The sequence below is a fragment of the Streptomyces sp. NPDC053432 genome, from assembly GCF_055585365.1.
This window is the reverse complement of sequence record NZ_JBVJKF010000028.1, coordinates 45,857-58,448: the sequence shown is the minus strand read 5'-3', so window position 1 is coordinate 58,448 and position 12,592 is coordinate 45,857. Positions and strand designations below refer to the sequence as shown.

At 73.7% G+C, this 12,592-nt stretch carries 12 protein-coding genes; 10 read left to right on the top strand and 2 right to left on the bottom strand.

What is annotated here, in order from left to right; all coding sequences use genetic code 11:
• Positions 1-3 precede the first annotated feature (3 nt).
• Positions 4-1,197, bottom strand: a complete 1,194-nt coding sequence (locus ACZ6Y1_RS33150) for an amino acid deaminase/aldolase (protein WP_469638647.1) — start codon at positions 1,195-1,197, stop codon at positions 4-6.
• A 129-nt stretch (positions 1,198-1,326) separates the two neighbouring features.
• On the opposite strand from ACZ6Y1_RS33150, the gene ACZ6Y1_RS33145 reads away from it, so the two are divergent.
• From ACZ6Y1_RS33145 to ACZ6Y1_RS33135, 3 genes are read left to right on the top strand one after another with little or no spacing between them, the layout of a single operon-like run.
• The gene (locus ACZ6Y1_RS33145) at positions 1,327-2,115 is read left to right on the top strand and encodes a hypothetical protein (RefSeq protein WP_469638644.1); all 789 of its coding nucleotides are present in this window, start codon (positions 1,327-1,329) and stop codon (positions 2,113-2,115) included.
• Complete coding sequence (gene mycP, locus ACZ6Y1_RS33140; RefSeq protein WP_469638641.1) at positions 2,112-3,305, top strand: type VII secretion-associated serine protease mycosin; 1,194 nt, start codon at positions 2,112-2,114, stop codon at positions 3,303-3,305. Before ACZ6Y1_RS33145 ends, mycP begins: the two co-directional genes overlap by 4 nt.
• Before the next feature lie 40 nt (positions 3,306-3,345).
• Positions 3,346-4,086: an SseB family protein gene (locus ACZ6Y1_RS33135; protein ID WP_469638785.1), complete on the top strand. Its 741-nt coding sequence runs from the start codon at positions 3,346-3,348 to the stop codon at positions 4,084-4,086.
• A 94-nt stretch (positions 4,087-4,180) separates the two neighbouring features.
• Here ACZ6Y1_RS33135 and ACZ6Y1_RS33130 read toward each other — a convergent pair whose 3' ends face one another.
• Positions 4,181-4,543 carry a DUF1844 domain-containing protein gene (locus ACZ6Y1_RS33130; RefSeq protein ID WP_376662463.1) on the bottom strand — a complete coding sequence of 121 codons (363 nt, stop codon included), beginning with the start codon at positions 4,541-4,543 and terminating at the stop codon, positions 4,181-4,183.
• A gap of 327 nt (positions 4,544-4,870) precedes the next feature.
• On the opposite strand from ACZ6Y1_RS33130, the gene infC reads away from it, so the two are divergent.
• From infC to pheT, 7 genes are all read left to right on the top strand, one after another.
• Positions 4,871-5,584: a translation initiation factor IF-3 gene (gene infC, locus ACZ6Y1_RS33125; RefSeq protein WP_469638638.1), complete on the top strand. Its 714-nt coding sequence runs from the start codon at positions 4,871-4,873 to the stop codon at positions 5,582-5,584.
• 105 nt (positions 5,585-5,689) lie between these two features.
• Positions 5,690-5,884 (top strand): 50S ribosomal protein L35, encoded by a 195-nt coding sequence (gene rpmI, locus ACZ6Y1_RS33120; protein WP_030012385.1) that lies wholly within the window; start codon positions 5,690-5,692, stop codon positions 5,882-5,884.
• A 104-nt stretch (positions 5,885-5,988) separates the two neighbouring features.
• Entirely contained in the window at positions 5,989-6,375 is a 387-nt protein-coding gene (rplT, locus tag ACZ6Y1_RS33115) for a 50S ribosomal protein L20 (RefSeq protein ID WP_030157251.1), read from the top strand.
• Between the two features lie 120 nt (positions 6,376-6,495).
• On the top strand, positions 6,496-7,356 hold the full coding sequence (locus ACZ6Y1_RS33110; protein ID WP_469638633.1) for a TrmH family RNA methyltransferase: 861 nt from the start codon (positions 6,496-6,498) through the stop codon (positions 7,354-7,356).
• 244 nt (positions 7,357-7,600) lie between these two features.
• On the top strand, positions 7,601-8,782 hold the full coding sequence (locus ACZ6Y1_RS33105) for a sensor histidine kinase (protein WP_469638782.1): 1,182 nt from the start codon (positions 7,601-7,603) through the stop codon (positions 8,780-8,782).
• 147 nt (positions 8,783-8,929) lie between these two features.
• Positions 8,930-10,057: a phenylalanine--tRNA ligase subunit alpha gene (pheS, locus tag ACZ6Y1_RS33100; protein WP_469638630.1), complete on the top strand. Its 1,128-nt coding sequence runs from the start codon at positions 8,930-8,932 to the stop codon at positions 10,055-10,057.
• Positions 10,057-12,585 carry a phenylalanine--tRNA ligase subunit beta gene (gene pheT / locus ACZ6Y1_RS33095; RefSeq protein ID WP_469638627.1) on the top strand — a complete coding sequence of 843 codons (2,529 nt, stop codon included), beginning with the start codon at positions 10,057-10,059 and terminating at the stop codon, positions 12,583-12,585. The genes pheS and pheT overlap by 1 nt, the downstream gene beginning before the upstream one ends.
• Positions 12,586-12,592: the final 7 nt, after the last annotated feature.

Below are 12,592 nucleotides of genomic sequence, written 5' to 3'. Positions count from 1 at the left end.
GAACTAGAGGAAGGTCTTGCCCTCGCCCCGGTACGTCGGCGCGCTTCCCGTCACCCGGTCGCCCTCCACGAAGTGCAGGGTGTCGAAGCGTTCGCACAGCTCGCCGGCCTTCGCGTGCCGGAACCAGACCCGGTCGCCGATCAACAGGTCGTCGGCCGGGCTGCCGAGCAGCGGGGTCTGGACCTCCCCGGCGCCCTCCTGAGGGTCGTAGCGCAGCCCCCGCGGCAGGTACGGCACCGGCGAGCGGTCGGCGCCGGCCGCGCCCGAGGCCGGGTACCCGCCCCCGAGGACCGTCACCACGCCCACCCCGGGCCGCCGGACCACCGGCTGGGCGAACAGGGCCGCCGGACGCCCGCTGAACGTCGTGTAGTTGTCGAACAGCCGCGGCAGGTACAGCCCCGACCCGGCCGCGATCTCGGTGACCGCGTCCTCGGCCGCGGTCTCCGCGACGCTGCCCGTCCCGCCCCCGTTGACGAACTCCAGGTCCGGCACCACGGCCCGCACCGCCCGCACCACCGCCGCCCGCCGGGCCGCCAGCTCCTTGCGGGCCGCGCCCTGCATCAGCCGGATCGCCCGGGACCGCAGCGGCCGGCCGGCCAGCGAGTCCCCGACCCCGGCGACATGGCCCTCGTACGCCATCAGGCCGACCACCCGGAACCCGGGCCGCTCGGCCACGACCCGTGCCAGTTCGGCCAGTTGCGCGGGCTCCCGCAGCGGCGAGCGCCGCGCCCCGACCCGGACCCGCCCGCCGAACAGGTGCAGCGCCGTGTCGAGTTCGAGGCAGACCCGGATCTCCTCGGAGCCGCCGTCCCGGGCCCGGTCGATGAGCTCCAGCTGCGCGGTATCGTCCACCATCACCGTCACGGCGCCGGCCAGCTTGGCGTCCCCGGCCAGCTCCCCGAACCCGGCCCGGTCCACGGACGGATAGGCGAGCAGCACGTCCTCGAAGCCCGCCCGGGCCAGCCAGATCGATTCCGCCAGGGTGTACGACATGATCCCGGCGAACCCGGGCCGCGCCAGCACCCGCTCCAGCAGCGCCCGGCACCGTACGGACTTGCTCGCCACACGCACCGGCTTCCCGCCCGCCCGGCGGACCAGATCGTCTGCGTTGGCGTCGAACGCATCGAGGTCCACGATGGCCAGCGGCGCGTCGAGATGCGCGGTCGCCCGGTCGTACCGGGCCCGGTCGGAAGACATGGCGGCAGCTTGCCAGAGGTCTCTACCGGTGGGTAGGGGTATCCGCTCCCCGGACGGCGCGGGGGCGCCGGGACGAACCCCGTAGAGTACGGGCAGGCAGCCGTACGGAACGGGGGGCGGAGCCGCCGGATGACCACGACGACACCGCGGACCGCGGTCACGGCCGACCCCGACCCCGACCCCGACCGGCCCCCGGCCGGCCGCCCCCGCCGGAGCCCCGCACGGGTCCTGGCCGCGACGGTGTGCGCGGTCCTCGGCACCGGCCTCCTCGCCGGGGCCGGCGTCACCGTCTGGTCCGGGCACCGCGCCGCGCACCACGCGCCCTCCGCCGGCGCCGCCTACGGCGAGGCCCGGTCGCTGTGGCACTCCCGTCCCGTCGACAGCCTCCTGCCGCCCGTCCTGGCCGGGCCCGCGGCCGGCCCGGGCGGCGCCGACCGCAGCTGGACCCGTACCGCCCTGGCCCCCGACGCCGACTGCGCGTCGGCCCTTTCCCCCGAGTGGCAGCGCCTGCTGGCCGCCACCGGTTGCACCCGCGTGCTCCGCGCCACCTACACCGACGCCACCGACAGCTCACTGATCACCGTCGGCCTGGTCTTCACCCCCGCCGACGCCCCCGCGATGGCCGCCCTCACCGGGCGGCTCACCGCCCCGCCCGCCTACGGTTTCACCGACGCGCAGCGGGCCGCGTGGACGGCGTCCGTGCTCCCCGAGGCCCCCGTCGTGCTCTACACGGTGTCCGCCTTCGCCGACGGCCGCCCCATGGAAGCGCCCCTGCCCGCCGAGGACCTGATGAAGAAGGACGCCACCGGCCCCGCCGCCCGGGCCGGCCTCGGCCACGAGGCCAAGGGCCTGGCCGGCCGCGTCGCCGCCGCCGTGCGCACGCTCACCGCCCCGCCCACCCCGGCGCCGGCCCGATGAGCGCGGCCGGCCGTACGGCCGCCCTCGCGCTCGCCGCCCTCCTCGCGACCGGCGCCGCCGCGCCCACCGCCGCCGCGGACACCATCCGGGACCGCGAATGGGGCCTGCTGGCGCTGCGCGCCGAGGAGGCCTGGGGCACCACCCGCGGCGACGGGGTCACCGTCGCCGTCCTCGACACCGGGGTCGACGACTCCCACCCCGACCTCGCGGGCCAGGTCCAGGGCGGCACCGACCTCGTCGGCATGGGCGCCGGCCGCGGCGACCGCGCCTGGGCCCGCCACGGCACCGCGATGGCGAGCATCATCGCCGGCCACGGCCACGGCCCCAACCGGGGCCAGGGCGTCCTCGGCGTCGCCCCGCAGGCCAAGATCCTGCCGGTCCGGGTGATCCTGGAGGAGGGGGACCCCGGCCGCGCCCAGGCCCGCGAGTCCAAGGGCGGCGCCCTCGCAGAGGGGATCCGCTGGGCCACCGACCACGGCGCCGACGTGATCAACCTGTCCCTCGGCGACGACAGCGACTCCGCGCACCACGAGGCGGGCGAGGACGAGGCCGTCCAGTACGCGCTCTCCAAGGGTGTGGTCGTCGTCGCCTCCGCGGGCAACGGCGGCGAGAGCGGCGACCGCGTCTCCTACCCGGCCGCCTACCCGGGCGTGATCGCGGTCACCGCCGTCGACCGGCGCGGCAGGAAGGCCAAGTTCTCCACCCGCAACTGGTACGCCACCGTCAGCGCCCCCGGCGTGGACGTGGTCATCGCCGACCCCGACCGCTCCTACTACGAGGGCTGGGGCACCAGCGCCGCGGCGGCCTTCGTCTCCGGAGCCGTGGCCCTGGTCAAGGCCGCCCACCCGGACCTGTCCCCGGCCCAGATCAAGAAGCTGCTGGAGGACACCGCCTCAGACTCGCCGGCCGGCGGACGCGACGACTCCCGGGGCCACGGGATGGTGGATCCCGCGGCCGCCCTGCAGAAGGCGGAGTCGATGCGGCCGCAGGCCCCGGTCCCCAGCCCGGTCCCGGCCGTGCGGACCTACTTCGGCGCGGGCCCCGACCCGGTCCGCCCGCCCGAGCGCGCCGCCCGGCTCGGCGCCCCGGCGGCGGCGGCCCTGGGGGCGGCGCTGCTCGCGCTGGCCTGCGTACTGGCCCGCCGACCGGGCCGGGGCACCCGGGGGCGGGACGGGTCCACCGCACAGTAGGGTCGGACCGACCGTGGCGAACGAGGCGAACGTGGGACAAGTGGCGAACAAGAACATTCCCGACCCGGGCTTCTCCGACGACGACGGCTCCGCGGACCCCCGGCTGACCGCCGCCCTGGCCGCCTGGTCCGAGGATCGGGCCAAGGAGCCCGAGGTGCTCGCGGCGCTGAAGGGCGCGCGGCTGCTGGTCCCGGTCGTCGCCGTGCTCGGCGAGGTGGAGACCGACCCGGAGACCGGGCTCAAGCGCGAGAAGACCAGCGACATGGCCGTCCCCACGCTGCGGGCGGGCGACCGGCGGGCCCTGCCCGCGTTCACCTCGATCGCCTCGCTCGCGCTGTGGGACCCGGCCGCCCGGCCGGTGGCCGTCCCGCTGCACCAGGCCCTCGCGGCCGCCGCGCACGAGAAGGCCGACACGGTGGTGCTCGACCTGGCCGGGCCGGTCACCTACCAGCTCACCGGCGCCGCGCTGCTCGCGCTCGCCGAGGGCCGCACCGACGCGGACCCGCTGGCCGATCCCGCCGTACGGGAGGCCGTACGGGCCACCGTGGCGGCGGAGCCCGCCGTGATCCGGGCCCACCTGGGCCGGGGCGGCGCCGACGCCGACGGCACCCTCGCCGTGGTCCTGGCGGCGGGCGCCGAGGCCCCGGCCGCCGCGCGCCGGGTCGCGCAGGCGCTGGCGGCGGACGAGACCCTGCGGGCCCGGCTGGTGCGTGGACTGGACCTGGCGCTGCTGCCGCCCGACGGGCCGGTCCCGCCGGGACAGCCGCTCTTCAGCCGCTGAACGACGAAAGGGGCAGGGCCCGCCGGAACGTTCCGGCGGGCCCTGCCCCTCGTGCGCGGGGGAGTGCGGGGACCAGGCGTGGAGACGGGGCCGATCAGGCGTAGACGGGGCCGGTGAACTTCTCGCCCGGACCCTGGCCCGGCTCGTCCGGGACGATCGAGGCCTCGCGAAAGGCGAGCTGGAGCGACTTGAGGCCGTCGCGCAGCGGCGCGGCGTGGAAGGAGCTGATCTCGGTGGCGCTGGCGGTCACCAGGCCGGCCAAGGCGTTGATCAGCTTGCGGGCCTCGTCGAGGTCCTTGTGCTCGGAGTCCGGCTTGTCCAGGCCCAGGTTGACCGCCGCGGCGCTCAGCAGGTGCACGGCCACCGTGGTGATGACCTCGACGGCCGGTACTTCCGCGATGTCGCGGGTCATGTCGTCGTAATCGGGAGTGGAAGCGGAAGGCGTCGCGTCAGTCATGCGGACCACGATAGGCCGTGGAGCGGGTTGTCAGGCACGGTGCTAGTATGTAGTTCGACCGGCCGGACACCTGCGTGCCCGGCCCACAAGTGGAGGCTCCGATTCTCCCACCTGACCACCCTCCGGGGAGGCAGGTCACCGGTCAGGCGGCATCCATCGTTCCGTACGGACGATGGAAAGCTGCCCGATACTGCGCCCCGCGGTTCGCACGCGATGGTGCTCCGGTCCCTTTGGAGCCCCTGCCTGTGCCCGGCGGGGCTTTTTTGATTCTCCCCGCCGCGGTCGGTCTGACGGAATTACACGTCAGCGGCTGTCTGCCAGGCAGTCGTGTGGTGCTACCGAGGAGGATCCATCAGCACCGAGCCCCGCATCAACGACCGGATTCGCGTTCCCGAGGTTCGACTCGTCGGTCCCAGCGGCGAGCAGGTCGGCATCGTGCCGCTTGCCAAGGCGCTTGAGCTCGCACAGGAGTACGACCTCGACCTGGTCGAGGTAGCGGCCTCCGCACGCCCGCCGGTCTGCAAGCTCATGGACTACGGCAAGTTCAAGTACGAGTCGGCCATGAAGGCCCGTGAGGCGCGCAAGAACCAGGCGCACACGGTCATCAAGGAAATGAAGCTCCGGCCGAAGATCGACCCGCACGACTATGACACCAAGAAGGGTCACGTCGTTCGGTTCCTCAAGCAGGGCGACAAGGTCAAGATCACGATCATGTTCCGTGGTCGCGAGCAGTCCCGGCCGGAACTCGGCTACCGGCTGCTGCAGCGTCTCGCTTCGGACGTCGAGGAGCTCGGCTTCATCGAGTCGAACCCGAAGCAGGACGGCCGAAACATGATCATGGTCCTCGGTCCGCACAAGAAGAAGACCGAGGCCATGGCCGAAGCCCGCGAGGCGCAGGCCGCCCGCAAGGCCGAGCGCCAGGGTGTCGTCGCCACCGACGAGGCGGCTCCTTCCGAGGAGACCGCTCCGGCCGAGGCGACCGCCACCGAGGGATCCGAGGTCACCGAGGCGCCCGCCGACGAGGCGAGCACCGAGGCCTGATTCCGAGGCAGCCTGTCTCGGATCACCCGACACAACATGACGCTCCCGCTCGCCGGTCCCTCCGGACCGGCGGGGGAGCGCCACCGACGAGGAGATAACGGCGCCATGCCGAAGAACAAGACGCACAGCGGTACCAAGAAGCGCTTCAAGGTCACCGGCTCCGGCAAGGTGCTCCGTGAGCGCGCCGGCAAGCGCCACCTGCTCGAGCACAAGTCGTCCCGTGTCACCCGCCGCCTGACCGGCAACGCGGAGATGGCCCCCGGCGACGCCGCGAAGATCAAGAAGCTTCTCGGCATCTGACGTCTCCGCTCCCCCTGCCGGGAGCGGACCCACGTCAAGACCGGGACCCCATCGAATTCCGGGCCGTGTGAAGACACCCACGGCCCCGCTACAAGGAGTAAAAAGTGGCACGCGTCAAGCGGGCAGTAAACGCCCACAAGAAGCGCCGGGCGATCCTCGAGGCGGCCTCCGGCTACCGCGGTCAGCGTTCGCGCCTGTACCGCAAGGCCAAGGAGCAGGTCACCCACTCGCTGGTCTACAACTTCAACGACCGCAAGAAGCGCAAGGGCGACTTCCGTCAGCTGTGGATCCAGCGCATCAACGCCGCTGCCCGCCAGAACGGCATGACGTACAACCGCCTCATCCAGGGTCTGAAGGCCGCGAACATCGAGGTGGACCGCAAGATCCTCGCCGAGCTCGCCGTCAACGACGCCAACGCGTTCGCCGCGCTGGTCGAGGTCGCGCAGAAGGCCCTCCCGGCCGACGTCAACGCCCCCAAGGTCGCTGCCTAAGGGCTAGCCGGCCCGCTCTCACGCGGCCGGCCCCCACGGACCCGCAGGCATTCGCCTGCGGGTCCGTGTGCTTTGCAGGCACCACACCGCCACGGAACACCGAAAGAGAACCGCAGACACATGGGTCACCCCGACGAGCTGATCTCCCCCCGATCCCCGCGGGTGGCCGCCGCCAGGCGCCTGGCGCGGCGCAACTTCCGCACCAAGGAGCGCAGGTTCATCGCCGAGGGCCCCCAGGCGGTCCGCGAGGCCGTCGAGCACCGCGGGCCCGGGGGCACGTCGACCCTGATCGAGCTGTTCGCCACCGTCGAAGCCGCCGAGCGCTACGCGGACATCGTCGAAGCCGCCCGCAAGGCCGGGGCGCGCGTGCACCACGCCTCCGACGAGGTGCTCGCCGAGGTCTCGCAGACCGTCACCCCGCAGGGCCTCGTCGGTGTCTGCCACTTCCTCGACTCGCCGTTCGAGGAGATCCTGCGGGCCCGGCCCAAGCTCGTCGCCGTCCTCGCGCACGTCCGCGACCCCGGCAACGCCGGCACGGTGCTGCGCTGCGCCGACGCCGCGGGCGCCGACGCCGTCGTGCTGACCGACGCCTCCGTGGACCTGTACAACCCCAAGTCCGTACGGGCCTCCGTGGGCTCCCTCTTCCACCTGCCGGTGGCGGTCGGCGTCCCGGTGGAGCAGGCCGTCGAGGGGCTGCGCGCGGCGGGCGTACGGATCCTCGCGGCCGACGGGGCCGGCGAGGACGACCTGGACGCCGAGCTCGACGCCGGCACCATGGGCACCCCCTCCGCCTGGGTCTTCGGCAACGAGGCGTGGGGCCTGCCCGAGGAGACGCGGGCGCTCGCGGACGCCGTCGTACGGGTCCCCATCCACGGCAAGGCCGAGAGTCTGAACCTCGCGACGGCCGCCGCCGTGTGCCTCTACGCCTCCGCGCGTGCACAGCGGGCGCCCGGAGGGTGCCGCTCCGTGACCCCCAGCTAGTAATGTGGCGGCCCGGGGGCCCACGGCGCTACTCGGAGATGTGGGGTACGGGGACATGACCGTCGGTACGAACAGCTCACCGGGAGCCACGGGGGCCGCGGGAGCCGCGGACGCGGCCGAGGAGCGGTTCCTGGGCGCCTCCGAAGCCCGCGGACCCGGCCGGGGCGGGGCCGAAGCCGCGCCGGCTCCCGGGCGCAGGCACCCCGGCGCCCGGGAGGGACTGCCCGCCGTCCCGCCGCAGGCGATGGACCCCGGCCGGGCCGACGCCCTCGCCGGCCGTGGACCGGGCGCCCGTACGGCGGCCGCGCTCCCCGCCCCCGGAGCCGCCGTCTCCCCGCGGGGCACCCGCCCGGACGCCCCGGCCGGCGTCCCCGGCGAGGGGGCCGGCTTCGGGATCGACCCCGACGAGCTGCCCGACGGGCTGGTCGTCGCCGACGACACCGGCCGCGTGATCTGCTTCAACCGGGCCGCCGCCCGCATCACCGACATCGCGGCCCACGAGGTCCTCGGGACCCGCATCGACCGTGCGCTCCCGCTGGAGGACCTCGAAGGCCGCCGCTGGTGGACGCTGACCGATCCGTACGGGGGCCTCGCCACCCGGCGCGGGCAGCCCGAGCGGAACCTGCTGCTGCCCGGCGGCCGCGAGGTGCTCGTATCGGCCAGCTACGTCCGCACCCACCCCACGGGCCCGCTGCGCCGCCTGGTCGTCACCCTGCGCGGCACCGAGGCCCGCCGCCGCACCGAGCGCAGCCACGCCGAGCTGATCGCCACCGTCGCCCACGAGCTGCGCTCGCCGCTGACCTCCGTCAAGGGCTTCACCGCGACGCTCCTCGCCAAATGGGAGCGGTTCACCGACGACCAGAAGCGGCTGATGCTGGAGACCGTCGACGCCGACGCCAACCGGGTCACCCGCCTGATCGCCGAGCTCCTCGACATCTCCCGGATCGACTCCGGCCGCCTGGAGGTCCGCCGCCAGCCGGTGGACATCGCCACCGCCGTCGGCCGCCACGTGCAGGCGCTGACCGCCAACGGCCAGGAACCGGAGCGGTTCGTCGTCAGCGTCAGCCGCCCGCTGCCCGACCTGTGGGCCGACCCGGACAAGATCGACCAGATCCTCGGCAACCTCCTGGAAAATGCGGTGCGCCACGGCGAGGGAACGGTCACCATCGACGTGATGCCGCACGAGAAGGGAACCGCCGTCACCGTGACCGACGAAGGCCCCGGGATCCCCGAGGAGTCGATGAGCCGCGTCTTCACCCGCTTCTGGCGGGGGAGCAAGCGCGGCGGCACCGGCCTGGGCCTGTACATCGTCAAGGGGATCGTGGAGGCCCACGGCGGCACCATCACCGTCGGCCGCGGCCCGGGCGGCGGCGCCGAGTTCCGATTTATCCTGCCCGTGAGCGCCCCGGCGTACCTCACGCAGTAGCACTGCGGAGAGTCTTGCCGGGCGGCCCACGGGCTCCTTCACCCCCGGCGGCCTTTAGACTCGTCCTTTGGCACCTTTGTGTCCTGGTGACGAACTTCTCGAGTCGCGCACGGGACCACCAGCCAGCCATCGGAAGTACGGGAAGAGATGTCGGCACCGAACAAGTCGTACGACCCTGTCGAGGTCGAGGCACTGAAACCGGAAGAGATCGAGCGCATGCGGGACGAGGCGCTCGCCGCCTTCGCGGCCGCCGGCGACCTCGACGCGCTGCGGGAGGCGAAGACCGCGCACATGGGCGACCGCTCGCCCCTGGCGCTCGCCAACCGCGAGATCGGCGCCCTGCCGCCCCAGGCCAAGGCCGAGGTCGGCAAGCGCATGGGGCAGGCCCGCGGCGCCGTGAACAAGGCCTTCGGGGCCCGCACGGTCCAGCTGGAGGCCGAGCGCGACGAGCGGGTGCTGGTCGAGGAGGCCGTGGACGTCACGCTGCCTTACGACCGCGTCCCGGCCGGCGCCCGCCACCCGCTGACCACGCTGATGGACCGCATCGCGGACATCTTCGTGGGCATGGGGTACGAGGTCGCGGAGGGCCCCGAGGTCGAGGCGGAGTGGTTCAACTTCGACGCCCTCAACTTCACGCCCGACCACCCGGCACGCCAGATGCAGGACACCTTCTTCGTCCAGGGCCCCGAGGGCACCGAGGGCGACGAGTCCGGCGTCGTGCTGCGCACCCACACCTCCCCGGTGCAGGCGCGCTCGCTGCTGGAGCGCAAGCCCCCCGTCTACATCGTCTGCCCGGGCCGCGTGTACCGCACCGACGAGCTCGACGCGACGCACACCCCCGTCTTCCACCAGGTCGAGCTGCTCGCCGTGGACGAGGGCCTGACCATGGCGGACCTCAAGGGCACCATGGACCACATGGTCCAGGAGCTGTTCGGCGAGGGCACCACCACGCGCCTGCGCCCGCACTTCTTCCCCTTCACCGAGCCGTCCGCCGAGATGGACATGCAGTGCTACGTGTGCCGCGGCGAGTCGGTGGGCAACCCCGACCGCCCGTGCCGCACCTGTTCCAGCGAGGGCTGGATCGAGCTCGGCGGCTGCGGAATGGTGAACCCCAAGGTGCTCGTCGCCTGCGGTGTGGACCCCGAGAAGTACAGCGGGTTCGCCTTCGGGTTCGGCATCGAGCGGATGCTGATGTTCCGCCACAACGTTGAAGACATGCGAGACATGGTCGAAGGTGACGTTCGCTTCACCCGGCCGTTCGGGAGTGAGATCTGATGCGCGTCCCGCTTTCCTGGCTGCGGGAGTACGTCGACCTCCCCGCGGGCGAGACCGGCCGTGACGTGGCGGCGAAGCTCGTCGACGCCGGCCTCGAGGTCGAGACCGTCGAGCAGCTCGGCGCCGGCCTCAAGGGCCCCCTCGTCGTCGGCCAGGTGCTGACCATCGAGGAGCTCGAAGGCTTCCGCAAGCCGATCCGCTTCTGCACGGTCGACGTCGGCCAGGCCAACGGCACCGGTGAGCCGCAGGAGATCGTCTGCGGCGCCCGGAACTTCACCGTCGGCGACAAGGTCGTCGTGGTCCTGCCCGGCGCCGTGCTGCCCGGCGACTTCGCGATCGCCTCGCGCAAGACGTACGGCCGCACCTCGCACGGCATGATCTGCTCCGGCGACGAGCTCGGCATGGGTGACGACGGCGGGCACGGCATCATCGTGCTGCCGCCCGAGCACGAGGTCGGCACCGACGCGATCGAGTTGCTCCAGCTCGTCGACGAGGTCCTCGACATCGACATCACCCCGGACCGCGGCTACTGCATGTCCATGCGCGGTGTCGCCCGCGAGGCGGCGACCGCGTACGGCCTGCCGCTGCGCGACCCGGCGCTGCTCGACGTCCCGGCGCCGAACTCGTACGGCTACCCGGTCAAGATCGACGACCCGTCCGGCTGTGACCGCTTCACCGCGCGCACCGTCACCGGTCTCGACCCCGACGCGCGCTCCCCGATCTGGCTGACCCGCCGCCTGCAGAAGGCGGGCATGCGCCCGATCTCGCTCGCCGTGGACATCACCAACTACGTGATGCTCGAACTCGGCCAGCCGCTGCACGCCTACGACCGCTCGCGGATCGACGGCGCCATCGGCGTCCGCCGTGCCGAGCAGGGCGAGAAGTTCACCACCCTCGACGGGGTCAAGCGCACGCTCGACGCCGAGGACCTGGTGATCACCGACGACAGCGGCCCGATCGGCCTGGCCGGTGTCATGGGCGGCGCCAACACCGAGATCGCCGACTCCGTCACGGACCCCGAGACGGGCGTCGTCACCGGCACCACCGAGGTGGTCGTCGAGGCCGCGCACTTCGACTCCGTGTCGATCTCGCGCACCGCCCGCCGCCTGAAGCTGTCCTCCGAGGCGTCCAAGCGCTTCGAGCGGGGCGTCGACCCGCAGGCCGCCGCCGCGGCCGCACAGCGGACCGTCGACCTGCTCGTGCTGCTCGCGGGCGGCACCGCCGAGGCCGGCGTCACCGAGGTCACCGCCGCGGGCGCGCCGCGCACCATCGCGATGGCCGCCGACCACCCGGACCGGGTCGCCGGCATGGAGTACGGCCGCGAGACCGTCGTGCGCCGCCTCCAGGAGATCGGCTGCGACGTCTACGGCCAGGACGAGCTCGTCGTCACCGTCCCGTCGTGGCGGCCCGACCTCGCCGCGCCCAACGACCTCGCCGAAGAGGTCATCCGGCTGGAGGGCTACGGCAACCTCCCGTCGACCCTCCCGCAGGTGCCGTCCGGCCGCGGTCTGACCGCCCGGCAGCAGCTGCACCGCCGGGTGGGCCGCGCGCTGGCCGGCGCGGGCTACGTCGAGGCGCTGAGTTACCCGTTCATCGGCGAGGGCGTCTTCGACCAGCTCCAGCTCCCGGCGCACGACGCGAGCCGCCAGGTCGTCAAGCTGGTCAACCCGCTCTCCGACGAGGAGCCGGCGCTGCGCACCACGCTGCTGCCGGGTCTGCTCGGCGCGCTGCGGCGCAACGACAGCCGGGGCAGCCACGACCTCGCGCTCTTCGAGACGGGTTCCGTCTTCCGGGCCGGCGCCCGGCCGGGTGTCGCCGTACGGCTGCCCGTCGACCGGCGGCCCACGGACGAGGAGATCGCCACCCTGAACGCGGCCCTGCCCGCGCAGCCGCGGTACGCCGCGGTCGTGCTGGCCGGTGCGCGCGAGCAGGCCGGCTGGTGGGGCAAGGGCCGTCCTGCCGACTGGGCGGACGCGGTCCAGGCGGCGCGTGCGCTGGCCGTCGAGGCCGGTGCGGAGCTGGTGGTCCGCCAGGGCCAGTACGGCCCGTGGCACCCGGGCCGGTGCGCTGAGCTGCTCGTCACCCTGGACGGGGTGGAGACGGTCATCGGCCACGCCGGTGAACTGCACCCCCGCGTGGTCAAGGCGATGGGCCTGCCGGCCCGTACCTGCGCGATGGAGCTCGACCTGGACCGCCTCGCGGCGGCCGGGGGCGAGGCGCTGCGCGCGCCCCGGATCTCCTCCTTCCCGGTGGCGACCCAGGACGTGGCGCTGATCGTGGACGCGTCGGTCCCGGCCTCGGCGGTGGAGGCCGCGCTGCGCAAGGGCGCGGGCGAGCTGCTGGAGTCGCTGCGGCTGTTCGACGTGTTCACCGGTGCGCAGGTGGGCGAGGGCAAGAAGTCCCTGGCCTACGCGCTGCGGTTCCGCGCGGCGGACCGCACGCTGACGGCGGAGGAGTCCACGGCGGCCCGTGACGCGGCCGTTGCCCTCGCGGGCGAGCGGACCGGGGCGGTGCTCCGCGGCGCGTAGCCGCTGC

Bases quoted from the DNA above. Each gene is read 5' to 3' on its own strand.
- ACZ6Y1_RS33150 (WP_469638647.1), bottom strand. From the start codon at position 1,197: ATGTCTTCCGACCGGGCCCGGTACGACCGGGCGACCGCGCATCTCGAC.
- ACZ6Y1_RS33145 (WP_469638644.1), top strand. From the start codon at position 1,327: ATGACCACGACGACACCGCGGACCGCGGTCACGGCCGACCCCGACCCC.
- mycP (WP_469638641.1), top strand. From the start codon at position 2,112: ATGAGCGCGGCCGGCCGTACGGCCGCCCTCGCGCTCGCCGCCCTCCTC.
- ACZ6Y1_RS33130 (WP_376662463.1), bottom strand. From the start codon at position 4,543: ATGACTGACGCGACGCCTTCCGCTTCCACTCCCGATTACGACGACATG.
- rpmI (WP_030012385.1), top strand. From the start codon at position 5,690: ATGCCGAAGAACAAGACGCACAGCGGTACCAAGAAGCGCTTCAAGGTC.
- ACZ6Y1_RS33110 (WP_469638633.1), top strand. From the start codon at position 6,496: ATGGGTCACCCCGACGAGCTGATCTCCCCCCGATCCCCGCGGGTGGCC.
- ACZ6Y1_RS33105 (WP_469638782.1), top strand. From the start codon at position 7,601: ATGGACCCCGGCCGGGCCGACGCCCTCGCCGGCCGTGGACCGGGCGCC.
- pheS (WP_469638630.1), top strand. From the start codon at position 8,930: ATGTCGGCACCGAACAAGTCGTACGACCCTGTCGAGGTCGAGGCACTG.
- pheT (WP_469638627.1), top strand. From the start codon at position 10,057: ATGCGCGTCCCGCTTTCCTGGCTGCGGGAGTACGTCGACCTCCCCGCG.